The 16,533-nt window shown below is 73.5% G+C and carries 13 protein-coding genes; 4 read left to right on the top strand and 9 right to left on the bottom strand.

The features are described 5' to 3' along the window. Positions 1-13 precede the first annotated feature (13 nt). The 4 genes from ACWEK3_RS35035 to ACWEK3_RS35020 are packed head-to-tail and all read left to right on the top strand — an operon-like array spanning position 14 to position 4,051. Positions 14-1,087, top strand: a complete 1,074-nt coding sequence (locus ACWEK3_RS35035; RefSeq protein ID WP_453251532.1) for an ABC transporter permease — start codon at positions 14-16, stop codon at positions 1,085-1,087. After that, complete coding sequence (locus tag ACWEK3_RS35030; RefSeq protein ID WP_450547714.1) at positions 1,084-2,022, top strand: ABC transporter permease; 939 nt, start codon at positions 1,084-1,086, stop codon at positions 2,020-2,022. The genes ACWEK3_RS35035 and ACWEK3_RS35030 overlap by 4 nt, the downstream gene beginning before the upstream one ends. Continuing rightward, entirely contained in the window at positions 2,019-3,038 is a 1,020-nt protein-coding gene (locus tag ACWEK3_RS35025) for an ABC transporter ATP-binding protein (RefSeq protein WP_450547715.1), read from the top strand. Before ACWEK3_RS35030 ends, ACWEK3_RS35025 begins: the two co-directional genes overlap by 4 nt. Further along, positions 3,035-4,051 carry an ABC transporter ATP-binding protein gene (locus tag ACWEK3_RS35020; protein ID WP_453251531.1) on the top strand — a complete coding sequence of 339 codons (1,017 nt, stop codon included), beginning with the start codon at positions 3,035-3,037 and terminating at the stop codon, positions 4,049-4,051. Before ACWEK3_RS35025 ends, ACWEK3_RS35020 begins: the two co-directional genes overlap by 4 nt. 132 nt (positions 4,052-4,183) lie before the next feature. On the opposite strand, the gene ACWEK3_RS35015 is transcribed toward ACWEK3_RS35020, so the two are convergent. From ACWEK3_RS35015 to rimP, 9 genes are all read right to left on the bottom strand, one after another. Continuing rightward, a complete protein-coding gene (locus tag ACWEK3_RS35015) occupies positions 4,184-5,140 on the bottom strand; it encodes a bifunctional riboflavin kinase/FAD synthetase (protein WP_384439769.1) in 957 nt (318 codons plus the stop codon). Between the two features lie 208 nt (positions 5,141-5,348). After that, positions 5,349-9,017 carry a trypsin-like peptidase domain-containing protein gene (locus ACWEK3_RS35010; RefSeq protein WP_453251530.1) on the bottom strand — a complete coding sequence of 1,223 codons (3,669 nt, stop codon included), beginning with the start codon at positions 9,015-9,017 and terminating at the stop codon, positions 5,349-5,351. Positions 9,018-9,269: 252 nt separating this feature from the next. Then, positions 9,270-10,175 (bottom strand): tRNA pseudouridine(55) synthase TruB, encoded by a 906-nt coding sequence (gene truB, locus ACWEK3_RS35005; protein WP_450547586.1) that lies wholly within the window; start codon positions 10,173-10,175, stop codon positions 9,270-9,272. Next, the gene (gene rbfA / locus ACWEK3_RS35000; protein ID WP_365431439.1) at positions 10,172-10,624 is read right to left on the bottom strand and encodes a 30S ribosome-binding factor RbfA; all 453 of its coding nucleotides are present in this window, start codon (positions 10,622-10,624) and stop codon (positions 10,172-10,174) included. The genes truB and rbfA overlap by 4 nt, the downstream gene beginning before the upstream one ends. 63 nt (positions 10,625-10,687) lie before the next feature. After that, positions 10,688-10,981 carry a DUF503 domain-containing protein gene (locus ACWEK3_RS34995; protein ID WP_361422168.1) on the bottom strand — a complete coding sequence of 98 codons (294 nt, stop codon included), beginning with the start codon at positions 10,979-10,981 and terminating at the stop codon, positions 10,688-10,690. A gap of 261 nt (positions 10,982-11,242) precedes the next feature. Further along, positions 11,243-14,302 carry a translation initiation factor IF-2 gene (gene infB, locus ACWEK3_RS34990; protein ID WP_390728781.1) on the bottom strand — a complete coding sequence of 1,020 codons (3,060 nt, stop codon included), beginning with the start codon at positions 14,300-14,302 and terminating at the stop codon, positions 11,243-11,245. A gap of 164 nt (positions 14,303-14,466) precedes the next feature. Beyond that, on the bottom strand, positions 14,467-14,748 hold the full coding sequence (locus ACWEK3_RS34985) for a YlxR family protein (RefSeq protein WP_361422162.1): 282 nt from the start codon (positions 14,746-14,748) through the stop codon (positions 14,467-14,469). A gap of 162 nt (positions 14,749-14,910) precedes the next feature. Then, positions 14,911-15,897 (bottom strand): transcription termination factor NusA, encoded by a 987-nt coding sequence (nusA, locus tag ACWEK3_RS34980; RefSeq protein WP_361422159.1) that lies wholly within the window; start codon positions 15,895-15,897, stop codon positions 14,911-14,913. A gap of 2 nt (positions 15,898-15,899) precedes the next feature. Beyond that, the gene (gene rimP / locus ACWEK3_RS34975; protein WP_450546810.1) at positions 15,900-16,397 is read right to left on the bottom strand and encodes a ribosome maturation factor RimP; all 498 of its coding nucleotides are present in this window, start codon (positions 16,395-16,397) and stop codon (positions 15,900-15,902) included. Between the last annotated feature and the right edge of the window lie 136 nt (positions 16,398-16,533).

Here is a 16,533-nt window from a genome sequence, read left to right as displayed (position 1 = left end):
GCAGTGAGCGCACATGACCGCTGAAGCGACACCCGCGCTGGTCGAAGGGCCCGCCGCCGATCCGGGGAAGTCCGGACCGGCGGCGGGCCGCGGCCCCCGGGCGCGGACCGGTACCGCGTATCTGCGGTACGCGGCGGGCAAGCTGGCCGGTGCGGCCGTGTCACTGCTCGCCGTCCTCGTCACCAGTTTCTTCCTCTTCCGGCTGATCCCGGGCGACCCGGTGAAGTTCATGACCGCCGGCCGGCCGGTCTCCGCGCAGCAGCTCGCCGCCTACCGGCGGGAGTTCGGGCTCGACCTGCCCATGTGGCGGCAGTTCACGGACTACTGCGGCAAGGCGCTGACCGGGGATCTGGGGACCTCGTACCAGTTCCGCACGCCGGTCATCGACAAGATCACCGAGGCGCTGCCGAACACCCTGCTGCTGACCGGTACGGCCTTCGTGCTCTACACCGCCCTCGGGGTGCTCCTCGGCACCCGTTCCGCCTGGCGGCACGGCGGGCTCGGCGACCGCCTCAACACGGGGCTGGCGCTGACGCTCTACTCGATTCCCGCGTTCTGGCTGGGCCTGCTGCTCATCATCGTGCTCTCGGTCGGCGTGGGCCCGGTCCCGGGTCTGTTCCCGACCGGGGGCATGGAGTCGGGCGGCAAGGAGGGCTTCGCGTACGCCGTCGACGTCGCCCACCACCTCGTGCTGCCGGTGGTGACGCTGGTCGCGGTCGAGTACGGGCAGACGCTGCTGGTCACGCGGTCGGCACTGCTGGACGAGATGGGCAGCGACTATCTGACGACCGCGCGCGCCAAGGGCCTTCGCGACGACCGCGTACGACGGCGCCACGCCGTGCCGAACGCGCTGCTGCCGACCGTGACGCTGATCTTCGTCAATCTGGGGCGGACGGTCGCGGGAGTGATCCTCGTCGAGACCGTGTTCTCCTGGCCGGGTCTGGGCGGGCTGTTCTACCAGGCGCTGAGCGTGCCCGATCTGCCGCTGGTGCAGGGGCTGTTCTTCGTCTTCGCCGCGGCGGTGATCGTGATGAACACCCTTGCCGACGTCCTGTATCCGCTGCTCGACCCGAGGGTGGGCCGATGACCGCCGACACCGCCACGACCGCCGGCCCGGACCAGGCGCCCGGCCCCGGCCCCCGCACGCTCGCCCGGCAGCGCCGCCGGGCCTCGGTCGTCCGCTTCTGGAGGCAGTACCGGACGCACCGGGCAGGCCTGGTGGGTCTCGCCACCCTCGTGCTGTGCGCGCTGGTCGCGCTGACCGCGCCGCTGACCGTCGGGGCGGACGTGCAGAGCGTGACCGACGCGCCCGGCCGGCCGCTGGAGAGTCCGAGCGCCCACTTCCCACTGGGCACCGACCAGTTCGGGAGGAACCTGCTGGGCCTGGTGATCTGGGGCTCGCGCGTCTCGCTGCTGGTCGGACTGCTCGCCGCAGTGCTGTCGGTGGCGATCGGGGCGGTCATCGGCATCACCGCCGGGCACTTCCGCGGCTGGTACGCCACGGTGATCATGCGGGTCACCGACTGGTTCCTGGTGATGCCGACGCTGGTGCTCGCCATCGCGCTGGCCACCGTGATGTCCCGCTCGCTGGGCACGATCGTCCTGGCGATCGGCGTCACCACCTGGCCGACCACCGCCCGTCTGGTGCGGGCGCAGACCCTGGCGGTGGAGTCACGACCGTACATCGAGCGGGCCAAGGCGCTCGGCGGCGGACACTGGCACGTGATGTCCCGGCATGTGCTGCCCAACGTCATGCCGCTGGTGCTCGCCCAGACCACCCTGATCATCTCCTCGGCGATCCTGGCGGAGGCGACGCTCGCCTTCCTCGGGCTCGGCGACCCGACGGTCGTCTCCTGGGGCGGGCTGCTCCAGGACGCGCGCGAGGCCGGCGCGGTCAGCTCCGGCGACTGGTGGTATCTGGTGCCGCCGGGCATCGCCATCGCGGTCGTGGCGCTGGCGTTCACCCTGTGCGGGCGGGCCGTCGAGGCCGTTCTCAACCCCAGGCTGGGGGTGTCCCGTTGAACCTGCTCGAGGTGCGCGACCTGGAAGTGACGTATCCGTCGGGGGCGGCCGCGGTGCGCGGGGTGGACCTCACGCTCGCGTCCGGCGAGAAACTCGGCATCGCGGGCGAGTCCGGCTGCGGCAAGTCCACGCTGGCGCTGGCGCTGCTGCGGCTGCTCCCGGCCGGGACCCGGGTCGGCGGCGAGATCCTGCTCGACGGCGAGGACGTGCTGGCCATGAAGTGGGGCCGGGTGCGGGCGGTGCGCTGGGCGGGGGCGTCGATCGTCTTCCAGGGCGCGATGCACTCGCTCAACGCCGTGCACCGCGTCGGCGACCAGATCGCCGAGCCGATCCTGCTGCACCGCAAGGCGACGGCGGCGGGCGCGCGGAAGAAGACCGGTGAACTGCTGGAGCAGGTGGGGCTGCCGGCCGCGCGGGCCGGTGCCTACCCGCACGAGCTGTCCGGGGGCCAGCGGCAGCGCGTGATGATCGCGATGGCGCTGGCCTGCGACCCTCGGCTGGTCATCGCCGACGAGCCCACCACCGCGCTCGACGTGATGATCCAGGCGCAGATCCTGCGCCTGATCGAAGGGCTCGTGAGCGAGCAGGACCTGGGCCTGCTCATGATCAGCCACGACCTCGCCGTACTGGCCGACACCTGCGACCGGCTGGCCGTCATGTACGCGGGCCGCGTGGTGGAGGAGGGCCCGGCCCGGCAGGTCTACGAGGACGCCCGGCATCCCTACGGCAAGGCCCTGTCGGAGGCGTTCCCCCGCATCGGCGACCCGGCGTCCCGCTTCGCTCCCCGCGGTCTGGCGGGCGATCCCCCGGACCCGTCCGCCGTCCCCTCCGGCTGCGCCTTCCACCCCCGCTGCCCGGTCGCCCTCGACCTGTGCGGCACCCGGGACCAGTTCCTGAGGGAGGCGGGTCCGCGCCGACGGGCGGCCTGCGTCCACGTGGACCCGCGGGCGGGAGCGGGAGCGGGGGCACCGGAAGCGGAGACGACGGAGGACGACGTGAGGAGCAGCACGCCATGACCACATCCTCGCTGCTGAGCGTCGAGGGGCTGCGGGTCGTGTTCCCGGGCCGTCACGGCGGGCCCGCGGCCCGGGCCGTGGACGGGGTCGACCTCGACATCCGGCGCGGCGAGATCGTGGCGCTGGTCGGCGAGTCGGGCTGCGGCAAGACGACCCTGGCCCGCTCCCTGCTCGGTCTGGTGCCGCCGACCGCGGGCCGCGTCACGTTCGACGGTGCCCCGCTCGACTACTCCTCCCGCGCGCTGAAGGCGTACCGCAAGCGGGCCCAGCTGGTGCTCCAGGACCCTAGCGGCTCGCTCAACCCGCGGCACACGGTGTACGACGCCGTGGCCGAGGGGCTGCGCGTCCACGGGTACCGCGGGGACGAGCGGGCGGCGGTCGCAGGGGCCCTGGCGCGGGCGGGGCTGCGGCCGCCCGAGCGCTTCTTCCTGCGCTACCCGCACGAGTTGTCCGGGGGTCAGCGCCAGCGCGTGGTCATCGCGGGCGCCCTGGTCCTCGAGCCCGAACTCGTGGTCGCCGACGAGCCGGTGGCCTCCCTGGACGCCTCGGTGCGCGGCGAGATCCTCGCCCTGCTGCTGCGGCTGCGCGCCGAACTCGGCCTGTCCGCGCTGGTGGTGACGCACGACCTGGGGCTGGCCTGGAACATCGCCGACCGGGTCGCGGTGATGTACCTCGGCCGGATCGTGGAGACCGGCGAGGTGGAGCAGGTCCTGACCGCCCCCCGGCACCCGTACACCCAGGCCCTGCTGTCCGTCCTGCCCGAGGCGCCCGGAGACCCGGTCGTCCTGGCGGGTGAGCCCCCGGACCCGTCCCGGATCCCCTCCGGCTGCCGTTTCCACGTCCGCTGCCAGATCCTGGCGAGCGGCGAGGCCGAGCGGGCGGGCGTCGCGCACGCGTGCCACGGCCGGGACCTGGAGATCCTGGACGGGGGCGGGGAGGCCCAGGTGGCGTGCCACTGGGCACGTGCCGGATCCGGGGCCGAGGAAGCGGCGGGGGCCCGGGCGGAGGCGTAGGCCGGTCGCCGGTCGCCGGTCGCCGGTCGCCGGTCGCCGGTCGCCGGTCGCCGGTCGCCGGTCGCCGGTCGCCGGTCGCCGGTCGCCGGTCGCCGAGGGAGGCTACCGGCCGCTGAGCGGCCTGCGCTCCCGCTACGCCGTCTTCGCGTCCGCCGCGACGATCCGCCGGCACTTCTCGACGTCCTCGGCCATCGTCTCCAGCAGTGCCTCCAGCGAGTCGAACTTCGCCTGACCGCGGACGAAGTCCAGGAAGTCGACGCCGACGTGCAGGCCGTACAGGTCGAGACCCACCCGGTCGATGGCGTACGCCTCCACCGTGCGTTCGGTGCCGTCGAACTGCGGGTTCGTGCCCACGGAGATCGCGGCGGGCATGGCCTCGCCCTGGGCGTGCAGATAACCGGCGTAGACGCCGTCGGCGGGGATCGCGGTGTGCGGGAGGGTCTCGACGTTGGCCGTGGGGAAGCCCAGCTCGCGGCCGCGCTGGGCACCGCGGACCACGACGCCCTCGACCCGGTGCGGGCGGCCCAGGATCTCCCGGGCGCCCTGGACGTCGCCCTCGGCGACCAGGCGGCGGGTCAGGGTCGAGGAGAACGGCTCGCCGCCGCCCGCCTCTCCGTTGACGTACAGGTCGACGACCTCGACCTCGAAGTCGTAGGTCTTGCCCTGTTCGGCCAGGAACTCGACGTTGCCCGCTGCCTTGTGCCCGAAGCGGAAGTTCGGGCCCTCGACGACCGCTTTGGCGTGCAACTTGTCGACCAGCACCTTGACGACGAAGTCGGCCGGGGACAGCTTCGAGAACTCGGCGGTGAAGGGCAGGACGAGGACCGCGTCCACGCCCAGCCCGGCCATCAGCTCGGCACGGCGGTGGTGCGGGGCGAGCAGCGGCGGGTGGCTGCCGGGACGCACGACCTCGCTGGGGTGCGGGTCGAAGGTGACGACGACGGCCGGGACGCCCAGTTGGCGGGCGCGGTCCACGGCGTGCTCGATGATCAGCTGGTGTCCGCGGTGGACTCCGTCGTAGGAGCCGATGGTGACGACGCTGCGCCCCCAGTCCTGGGGGATGTCCTCCAAGCCACGCCAGCGCTGCACTGTGACCGCTCCTCGTCGAACCCGTGTCCGTGTTGTCTCGGGTTGTCCTAGTTGTTCTTGCTGCCTTGTCCGCAGGTCTAAGGGTGCCATGCCCGGCGGTCGCCGCCTGCATCGGCATGGGGGCTGTGATCGGGCGCACGTCGCCGGGCGAGGACGGGTACGTCGCCGGGCGAGGACGGGTACGTCGCCGGCGGAGACGGGTGCGCGGTCAGACGGGAACGGGTACGCCCGCAATGTTCTCGATCATCCGGCGGGCGCTGGGACCCACCACCACGGCCCAGTCCCCCGGTGCGTCGGTCAGCCAGCCGGCCATGCGTGCGGCGAAGCCGGGCACGTGCCGGCCCAGCTCCACCAGGCCCCGGTCGAACACGGCCGCGCCGTCGGAGGTGCGGACGAGGAGCAGGCCGACACGGTGGACGAGGCCGCGCAGGTCCTCCTCGGCGCTGGAGGCGGCGGCGCGCAGCACCGCGTCCAGGACGACCGGGGAGCCCTCGTGGGCCAGGAGGAAGTCCAGCAGTTCCCGGCGCAGCGGGCGGGAGGCCGGGGTGCCGGGGGCAGCGAGCACGGCGGCCAGCGCGGAACGCAACCGCTCCGGGCTGCCGTGGCCCCTATGACCCCGGTCACCGGCGCCCTCACCCTCGCCTCCGTCGCCACCGTCCCCGCCGCCGTCGAGGAGGCCTGCGACCAGGGGGAACAGCACCGAGCCGGCGGCGGGGTCCTCGTCCAGGCGGTGGTCGACGTACGCCGCCACCGGCCCGGCGGCCTCCGGGTGCCGTGTCACCGCCTCGCGGACCGGGACGGCGACCCGGCGGGCGAGCGCGGGTGTGGCGACGTCGCCCAGGGCGCGCAGGACCTCGCCGATACCGGTGCCCCGGTACAGGCACGCGCCGATGGCGGCGAGGACCGCCTCGGGGTGGGTGGTCAGGGCGGGCGCCAGCGCGCTCGGCGGCAGCTGCGGGTCTCCCGCCGCGAAGTGCCGCAGCGCCTGCGGCAGATGGCGGGCGCGGGTGTGCGGATCCCGGACGAGGAGGGCGAGCGCGCCGCCGTGCAGGGCGGAGTCGGCGGGGTGGTCGAGCAGGGTGCGGGCGGTGTGGCGCAGCAGTTCGCGGTCGGCCTCGGTGCGTGCCCGGGGCGCGGTGCGCAGGCCGTACGTCAGGGCCGCCGCCCTCAGCGCCGGGCGGTCGTCGCGCGCCCACCGGTCCACGGCCCGGCACAGCGCGGACGGCTCCTCCTCGGCGAGCACGGCCAGCAGTTCCTCGGCGCGCGCGTGGGCGCACCCGGCCAGCGTGTCGGTGAGGTCGTCCAGGGCGCGGGCGCGGTGGGTGTGGAGCAGGGCCTGGGCGGCCGTGGCCACGGTGGCGTGCGGCGCGGCGGGCAGCGGGCGCTCGTCGTAGAACCAGCGCGTGAGGTGCGGTTGCACGGCGGCGGGGTCGGTGGTGAGGAGGCGTGCGACGGCGTCCAGGTACCGGGACGGACGGCGGGGTCCGCCGCCCGCGCCGTGGGTGTCCCGCGCGCCGTCGGCGAGGAGGAGACGCCTGAACAGGTCGCAGCGGTCGGCGTCGGACAGATGCAGAGCGGTCCAGAAGCCCGGCCCGAAGCCGGGCGGCACAGGCAGGTCGCACTGCTGCCACACCACGATCCGCTCGGCGAGCAACCGCAGCACGCGGAGGTACGGTGCCGTGTCCGCCACGCGCAGCAGTACGCCGGCGAGAAGGCGGGACGCCCACCAGGAGTGCGGATCGGTGTCGAGGGCGCACAGCAACTCCTCGAGCCGGACCGCCAGTCGGCGTGTGCCGTGCTGGCGGGCCAGGAGAAGCAGGGCCTGGACGACGGGTCCGATGCGGTGGTGCGGAACGGGCTGCGGGTGGCGCGGCGTGCCGGGTGTGTGCTGCCGGTGGACCAGGACGCGCAGGGCCTCGTCCAGGTCGAGGTGGGTGCCCTGGATCCAGTCGGCGAGCTCCTCGTGCGCGAAGCGGTAGCCGTCGCCCGCCGGGACGAGGAGGCCCTCGGTGAGGACGGCAGCCGCCCAGCCGGTGCCGCCGCCGAGGCCGGCCGGGGCGGGTCCCCGGGGGAACAGCTCCTCGAACGCGGCCCGGTCCAGTTCCCCCTGGCCGAGGCTGCGGCGGGCGGCCTCGTGCACCTGGCCGGAGACCTTCGCCGCCAGACGCCGTACGGCGGTGCCGCGCAGGCCGTTCTCCGCGGCGAGGCGGACGGCGATGCGCAGGCACATCAGGTCCAGGTGGGCGGCGAGGACGTCGTCGCGGTCGAGCGGGGGGTGGTCGGCGGCGTCGGGGAGGGCGGCGCGCACCTCCGCCAGGAGCCGGAGGGTGAGCGGGTGGCGGGCGGCGGCGTCCACCAGTGCGCCGTCCGGGATGCCGTGGCGGGCGCGGGCCACGTGGGCCTCGGCGGGGGTGAGACCGCCGAGGGGCAGGCAGGGCGGCAGATGGCCGGTGCCGCCGTCCGTACCGGCCGCCGCCGTGACCGGGGTGTGAAGCAGGTCCGCCGGGAACCGCGCTCCCGCCGCCTCCCAGTACGCCTCCCGGCAGGCCACCACCAGCCGCGCCCCCGTGCCGCGCAGCCACCCCGCGGTTCCCTCGGTCCACTCGGGGAGCCGCTCGGCCAGAGCCGGTGGCATCTCCTCGGGGCCGTCGAGGAGGAGCAGGAGGGGACGGCCGTGCGCGCGGGCGAGGCGGGCGACACGTTCCGGGGTGAGGTCGGTGAGCTCGGTGGGCAGGGGCGACCGGGCGGACGCGACGATCCGGGCCGCCCGGTCCAGCGCCCGGCCCACCGCGTCCGCGACCGAGGCGTCGGTGGCCAGCAGATCGGCCCCGCGCAGCCACAGGGTGGGCGCGGGCGAACCGCCGCGGGCACGACGGCCGGCCAGCGCGGCGAGCTCCGTCGTACGGCCGCTTCCGGAGTCCCCGACGAGCCCGAGCACGGCGGCCCGGCCGGCACCGAAGGCGGCCAGCTCCCCGGCCACGGCGGCCCGTTCGACCGGTCCGGCGGGCGATGCGGGCCCGCCCGGTCCCGGGTGGGGGGACGGCAGGGCTCCGGCGGGGCCGTCCTGGGCCAGGGAGGTGGCCGTGAGTTCGAGGACCGCCGCCAGGTTCAGATCAGCACCGTAGGCGGCGACCGTGGCCGCGTTGCGGGTGAGGAGGTCGGCCAGGGGGCCCTCGCGGGGGCGGCGCAGCGGTACCGCGAAGCCGGCGTCGCCGCGGCCGGACTCCAGGGCCGTGCCGAGGACGGCGACCACCGCGCCGGTCGTCACGTCGAGGACCGGTCCCCCGGCGGCCCCGCCGCCCAGCCGGAGCGCGTCGCGGCCCGCCGTGCCGATCGCCAACTCCGTGACGCCGTCGAGGAGATGGGAGCGGTCCGAGGCCGTGTACGTCACCGTGGCCGCGCCGAGCACGCGGGCCTCGCGCCAGCGGTCGGCCGCGATCCGGACGTAGATGCCGCTGCGGGCGCCGTCCCGCACGGTGACGGGAAGCGGCTCCACGCCGAGTCCTTCGGTGCGGACAAGGGCCAGGTTCAGGGCGGGCAGCGCGGTGATCGCGTCGGACGTCACCACGCAGGAGCGCTCGCCCGCGCCGGGGGCGTGCACCACGAGCCGGGACAGTCCGTCGACGGCTTCGTGGCTGGTGATCACCGTGCCCCGGTGGTCGGCCGCGAAGCCGGTGCCGCGGAGCCGTCCCGCCAGGTCGCGGACGCGGACCAGAGAGCGGTCCAGGGCGCGGTCCCGGGATTCCGCCGCCGCCCGCCGCCGGATCGTGCCGTCCGGTTCCTGCGGGCTCCCGGCCGGCCGGAGCGTGGGGCGGCCGGGGCGGGATCCCTGTGGTCCATGCGCCTGTGTGGATTGATGGAGGACCCGCCCCGCCATGCCCGAACCTCCCCGCCGTACCGCCGTGCCTGCCCTCGACGGTAGGCGGCGGATGATCAGCGGGACAGGCCGAGCTGCGAACGCGCCCCCCTGCACTCCCCCAGTTCACTCCGAGCGCCCGCACGGCCGGGTGAATGGGCGCGTGCCGCTGGATAAAGCTCAGGGGTGGGGGAACCGAGGGGGGACGGGACCGTGGAGCGGCGGCTGAGGAACACCCCGTGTTCGCCGCTCCACGGGCACCGCCGCGCGCGGTCAGCCGAAGACGGCCAGGCTCTTGGCCTTGCCCCGCTGCTCCTCCACGAGCGCGAGGAGGCGGCCGTCGGGGCCGTAGACGGCCACGGCACCGGCGCCCGCGTACTCGTCGGGCACCTCCAGCCGTACGCCGTTGATGAGCAGCCGGGCGCGCCGGGCGTCGACGTCCCAGCGGGGGAAGGCGGCGGCGGCCGCCTCGCCGATCGGCATCACGGTCAGCTTCTGCTGGAGCTGGTCCAGCGTCCTGGCGGAGTCCAGCTTGTACGGACCGACCCGGGTCCGGCGCAGCGCGGTGAGGTGGCCGCCGACGCCGAGGTCGGCGCCCAGGTCGCGGGCGAGGGCGCGGATGTAGGTGCCGGAGGAGCAGACCACGGACACCACCAGATCGAGCACGGGGGTGCCGTCGGCGGCGACGGCGTCGCGGACGTCGTGGACGGCGAAGGAGGAGACGGTCACCGGCCGGGCCGGGATCTCGAACTCCTCGCCCTCCCGGGCCCGCTTGTACGACCGCACGCCGTTGATCTTGATGGCGCTGACCTTGGACGGCACCTGCATGATGTCGCCGGTCAGTTTGGCGATGGCGGCGTCGACGGCGTCCCGGGTCACCTTGGAGGCGTCCGTGGCGGAGGTGATCTCGCCCTCGGCGTCGTCGGTGATCGTGTTCTGGCCGAGCCGGACGGTGCCGAGGTACTCCTTCTCGGTCAGCGCGAGGTGGCCGAGGAGCTTGGTGGCCTTCTCCACGCCGAGCACGAGCACACCGGTCGCCATGGGGTCGAGGGTGCCCGCGTGGCCGATCCGGCGGGTCCTGGCGATGCCGCGCATCTTGGCCACGACGTCGTGCGAAGTGAAGCCCGACGGCTTGTCGACGATGACGAGGCCGTCGGGCGGGGTGGGCTTGCTGGTCATGCGGTGGTGTCGTCCGTCCCGTCGTCGGACCCCGGCTTCTTGTACGGGTCCGCCTCACCGGCGTACGTGGCACCGGAGGACGTCTCGCGCACCTTCGCGTCGGAGGCGCGGGCCTTGTCGAGGAGGTCCTCGATGTTCCGGGCGGTGTCCGGCAGGGCGTCCGCGACGAAGGCGAGGGTCGGGGTGAACTTCACTCCGGCCGCCCGGCCGACCTCGGAACGCAGGATGCCCTTGGCACTCTCCAGGCCCGCGGCCGCGGCCTTCCGCTCCTCGTCGTCTCCGTAGACGGTGTAGAAGACGGTCGCCTCCCGCAGGTCACCCGTGACCCGGGTGTCCGTGATGGTGACGTGCGAGCCGAGCCGCGGGTCCTTGATCCCGCGCTGCAGCTTCTGGGCCACCACCTCTCGGATGAGGTCCGCCAGCCTTTTCGCCCGCGCGTTGTCGGCCACTGGTCCGTCTCCCGTTCTTTCTTCTTCTGCTTCTGCGGTGTGGATGGTGCGGTGGGGTGCGGTCTAGTCGTCCTCGCCGTGGAAGCGGCGTCTGACGGACAGCAGCTCCACCTCGGGACGGCCGGCGACCAGCCGTTCGCACCGGTCCAGCACGTCGGTCAGGTGCGTCGCGTCGCCGGAGACCGCGGCGAGACCGATGACGGCCCGCCGGTGGAGGTTCGCGTGGTCCACCTCCGCCGCGCTCACCGCGTACTTGCGCTGGAGCTCGGCGACGATCGGGCGGACGACGGAACGCTTCTCCTTCAGCGAGTGGACGTCGCCGAGGAGCAGGTCGAAGGACAGAGTCCCCACGTACATGTGTGTGCCCGGGTTGCCCGCCGGTACGGGGTCGATGGTCCTGCCTTCTCGGTGGGCAGGGACATCAAGAACGGTACCGCGAACCCCGCCGATGACTCGACGGGGTTTTCCGCGGCCCAGGTGGGACGGGGTTTCCCGCTGCCGGGGTGGGCACGGCTTCGCGCCCCGCACGGCTCGCGGGGCCCTGGGCCCCGCGGCCCCGGACACGGCCGTGCCGGCCGACGGGAGTGGTCCCGTCGGCCGGCACGGGTGTCTGCGGCGTTACGCCCGCGGCTTCTCGCGGAGCTCGTACGTCGCGATGACGTCGTCGACCTTGATGTCGTTGAAGTTTCCGAGGTTGATACCACCCTCGTAGCCTTCGCGGATCTCGGTGACGTCGTCCTTGAAGCGACGCAGACCCTCGATGTTGAGGTTCTCCGCGATGACCTTGCCGTCGCGGAGGAGGCGCGCCTTGCTGTTGCGCTTGACCTCGCCGGAGCGGATGAGCACACCCGCGATGTTGCCCAGCTTGGACGAACGGAAGACCTCGCGGATCTCCGCCGTGCCGAGCTCGACCTCCTCGTACTCCGGCTTGAGCATGCCCTTGAGGGCCGCCTCGATCTCCTCGATCGCCTGGTAGATGACCGAGTAGTACCGGACGTCCACACCCTCGCGCTCGGCCATCTGCGCGGCACGCCCGGCGGCGCGCACGTTGTAGCCGATCACGATGGCGTCGGAGCCCATGGCCAGGTCGATGTCCGACTCCGTGACCGCACCCACACCGCGGTGCAGGACGCGGATGTCGACCTCTTCGCCGACGTCGAGCTGGAGCAGCGAGGACTCGAGGGCCTCGACCGCACCGGACGCGTCGCCCTTGATGATGAGGTTGAGCTGCTGGACCTCGCCGGCCTTGAGCACCTTGTCCAGGTCCTCGAGCGAGACGCGGCGGACGCGCTTGGCGAACGCGGCGTTGCGCTCACGGGCGGCGCGCTTCTCCGCGATCTGACGGGCCGTACGGTCCTCGTCCACCACGATGAAGTTGTCGCCCGCACCCGGGACGTTGGTCAGACCCAGGACCTGCACCGGCGTCGACGGGCCGGCCTCGGCCACGTTGTTGCCGTTGTCGTCGAGCATCGCCCGGACGCGGCCGTACGCGTCGCCGACCACCATGGTGTCGCCGACCCGCAGCGTGCCTCGCTGGACGAGCACCGTCGCCACGGCACCACGGCCGCGGTCGAGACGGGACTCGATCGCGATGCCCTGCGCGTCCTGCTGCGGGTTGGCCCGCAGGTCGAGCGATGCGTCGGCGGTCAGGACGACCGCTTCCAGCAGCGAGTCGATGTGCAGACCCTGCTTGGCGGAGATGTCGACGAACATGGTGTCGCCGCCGTACTCCTCGGCCACCAGGCCGTACTCGGTCAGCTGACCGCGCACCTTGGTCGGGTCGGCACCCTCGACGTCGATCTTGTTGACCGCGACCACGATCGGCACGTCGGCGGCCTTGGCGTGGTTGAGCGCCTCGACCGTCTGCGGCATGACGCCGTCGTTGGCCGCGACCACCAGGATGGCGATGTCCGTCGACCGGGCACCGCGGGCACGCATGGCGGTGAACGCCTCGTGACCCGGGGTGTCGATGAAGGTGATCGCCCGGTCCTCGCCGTTGACCTCGGTCGCAACCTGGTAGGCACCGATGTGCTGGGTGATGCCGCCGGCCTCGCCCGCGATGACGTTCGTCTTGCGGATGGCGTCGAGCAGGCGGGTCTTGCCGTGGTCGACGTGACCCATGACGGTGACGACCGGCGGACGGACCACCAGGTCCTCCTCGCCGCCCTCGTCCTCGCCGAACTCCAGGTCGAAGGACTCGAGCAGCTCGCGGTCCTCCTCCTCGGGGCTGACGATCTGAACCTCGTAGTTCATCTCGCCGGCGAGGAGCTGGAGCGTCTCGTCGGACACGGACTGCGTGGCCGTGACCATTTCGCCCAGGTTCATCATGACCGCGACGAGGGACGCCGGGTTGGCGTTGATCTTCTCCGCGAAGTCGGTGAGCGACGCACCGCGCGACAGGCGAATGGTCTCGCCGTTGCCGCGAGGCAGCATCACGCCGCCGACCGACGGGGCCTGCATGGCCTCGTACTCCTGGCGCCTCTGCCGCTTCGACTTGCGGCCACGGCGCGCGGGACCACCGGGACGGCCGAAGGCGCCCTGCGTGCCACCACGACCACCGGGACCACCGGGACGGCCGCCGAAGCCGGGACGGCCACCGCCGCCACCACCGAAGCCGCCACCACCGGGACGACCGGCGAAACCGCCGCCGCCACCGGGACGACCGGCACCGCCGCCACCACCGGGACGACCGGCGAAACCGCCGCCGCCACCGGGACGACCGGCGCCGCCGGGACGACCCGCACCACCCGGGCCGCGGCCACCGCCGGGGCCGGGACGCGGACCGGCAGCGGGACGCTGCGGCATCATGCCGGGGTTCGGACGCGGACCGCCAGGACCGGGACGCGGACCGCCCTGCGGACGGGGCATCGAGCCCGGGGTCGGGCGCGGACCGCCCGGAGCCTGCGGACGCGGACCGCCGCCCTGGCCGCCGGGGCCCTGTGGACGCGGACCGGCGCCGGGAGCACCGGGGCCGCCGGGCCGCTGGCCCTGCGGACGCGGCGCCTGCGGGCGCGCCATGCCGGTGGAGCCACCGGACGTGAAGGGGTTGTTGCCCGGACGCGGACCGGCCGGACGGGCGCCCGGACGGGGACCCTGGCCACCGGGGCGCGCGGCACCCTGGCCCGGACGCGAACCCTGGCCCTGGCCCTGGCCGGGACGGCCACCGGGCTTGGGGGCGCCGGGACGGGCGCCGGGCTTCGGCGCGGCCGGCGACGGGGCCGACGGCGGAGCGGTGAACTCCGGCGTGGTGGGCGCGGCCGGAGCCGGACGCGGCGCGGGCTTGGGACCCGGCACCGGACGCGGACCGGGGGTCGGCGCGGACGCCGACGGAGCCGCTGCCGCGGGCTGCTGCGCCGGGGCGGGCTTGGGCGCGGCCGGCGGCTTGGGCGCTGCCGGACGCTCCCCCGCCGCCTTGACGGCGCGGGAGGGACCCCCGGCCTGCGCCGGAGAAGGCGCGGCGGGCCTGGGGGCGGCCTTCTTCGGGGCACCCGGCTTCGCGGCGGACCTGCCGCTGCCGTTGCCCTGCTGGAAGGCGTCAGTCAGTTTGCGTACTACGGGCGCCTCGATCGTCGAGGACGCCGATCGGACGAATTCACCGAGTTCCTGGAGCTTGGCCATGACGACCTTGCTCTCCACACCGAACTCCTTGGCGAGTTCGTATACCCGGACCTTAGCCACTTCGCTCCTTTGAGGTCCGGGTTGCGGCCGGACCGTCGCTAGTTCATGGGCGTACTCATCGCGTACTCATCGAGTGCTCATCGCAATCTCGACCTGCTTTCGACTCGCGAGGTACCAGGCCGCACGGGGACTTCCGTACGGCACGTTTTCCTTGCCGTGTTGCCTCAGCAACCTTGTGCCTGCTCGACGTACCGGCGCAACGCCATTACGTCGAGCGGTCCCGGGACGCGGAGCGCCCGGGGAAACGCCCGGCGGCGCACCGCCTGGTCGAGACAGACCGGGGCGGGGTGTACATACGCACCCCGGCCGGGCAGCGTACCGCGAGGATCGGGGACGCACTCGTCCTCGACCGCCACGGTCCGCAGTAGTTCGATCTTGGCCGCTCGCTCCCGGCATCCCACACAGGTACGCTCAGGGCATGCGCGGGCACGCGTCCGGCCAGACACAGCTAAGTCTACCTCCCCGCACCGACCTCACCCCTGCGGGGCAAAGATCGAACGGCTGTTGTCGTATTCCGAGCGGCCTGCAGCCCGGATCTATTCCCCCCGGACGGGTGAACTCCCCCGCGGTCCTGCCCGTGCGCCTGCTCGTGCACCTGCTCGGAGGGCTTACTCGGGGGCCTGCTCCGTGTCCGGGCGGATGTCGATCCGCCAGCCCGTGAGCCGGGCCGCCAGCCGGGCGTTCTGGCCCTCCTTGCCGATCGCCAGCGACAGCTGGTAGTCGGGCACGGTGACGCGGGCCGACCGGGCGGCCAGGTCCACGACCTCCACCTTGGAGACGCGGGCCGGCGACAGCGCGTTCGCCACCATCTCGGCCGGGTCGTCCGACCAGTCGACGATGTCGATCTTCTCGCCGTTCAGCTCGCCCATCACATTGCGCACCCGGCCGCCCATGGGGCCGATGCAGGCGCCCTTGGCGTTCAGGCCCGAACGGGTGGACCGTACGGCGATCTTGGTGCGGTGACCGGCCTCACGGGCGATCGCGGCGATCTCCACGGAGCCGTCGGCGATCTCCGGGACCTCCAGGGCGAAGAGCTTCTTCACCAGGTTCGGGTGCGTACGGGACAGAGTCACCGACGGGCCGCGGACGCCCTTGGCGACCCGGACGACGTACGACCGCAGCCGCATGCCGTGCGGGTAGGTCTCCCCGGGGACCTGCTCCTGCACCGGCAGGATGGCCTCCAGCTTGCCGATGTCGACGAGCACGTTCTTCGGGTCGCGGCCCTGCTGGACGACCCCGGTGACGATGTCGCCCTCGCGCCCGGCGTACTCGCCGAGCGTCGCGTCGTCCTCGGCGTCGCGCAGCCGCTGCAGGATGACCTGCTTGGCGGTGGTGGCGGCGATACGGCCGAAGCCGGACGGGGTGTCGTCGAACTCGCGGGGCTCCTGGCCCTCCTCGAGGTCCTGGGGGTCCTCCTTCGCCCACACGGTCACATGCCCGGTCTGCCGGTCGAGCTTCACGCGCGCGTGGCGGCGGCTTCCCTCGGTGCGGTGGTAGGCGATGAGGAGGGCCGACTCGATCGCCTCGACCAGCAGGTCGAAGGAGATCTCCTTCTCTCGTACCAAGCCCCGCAGGGCACTCATGTCGATGTCCACGGCTACGCCTCCTCTTCCTTCTGGTCCTTGCGGCTGAACTCGACCTGCACCCGCGCCCTGACGACGTCCGGGAAGCCGAGTCTGCGGGTCGTGGGCTTGCGCCCCTTCACCCCGGGCACTTCGAGGTCGAGGCCTTCGTCGTCGACCCCGAGGATCCTGGCCACCAGCTCGCCGCCGCCGGCCAGCTGGAACTTGGCCAGCCGGCCCGTGGCGCGCACGTAGTGCCGGTGTTCCCTGAGGAGGCGCTCCGCGCCCGGGGTGCCGACCTCGAGGGTGTACTCGCCCTCGCCCATCGCGTCCGTCTCGTCGAGCCTCGCCGAGAGCGCACGGCTCACATCGGCGATCCGGTCCAGATCGGCCCCGGTGTCGGAGTCGACGACGACGCGCAGCACACGCTTGCGTCCTACGGAGTCCACGGCGATCTCTTCGAGATCCAGGCCCTGGGAGGTGACGAGCGGTTCCAGCAGTTCCCGCAGCCTCTCGCTCTGGGTGGTGCTCATCCGGGTGACTCCTCGGCCGCGTGTGCTGTTGTGGGTTGGTCGCGTGTCTGGTCAAAGGGTATCCGGTCCGCAGGGGTGTTGCCGTCCACCTGGGCAGCAACGGTGCCGCTGAGTGATGCGTGCGCGGGGCACGGGT

This window comes from Streptomyces sp. NPDC004721, assembly GCF_053601495.1.
This window is presented reverse-complemented; position numbering and strand designations above follow the sequence as displayed.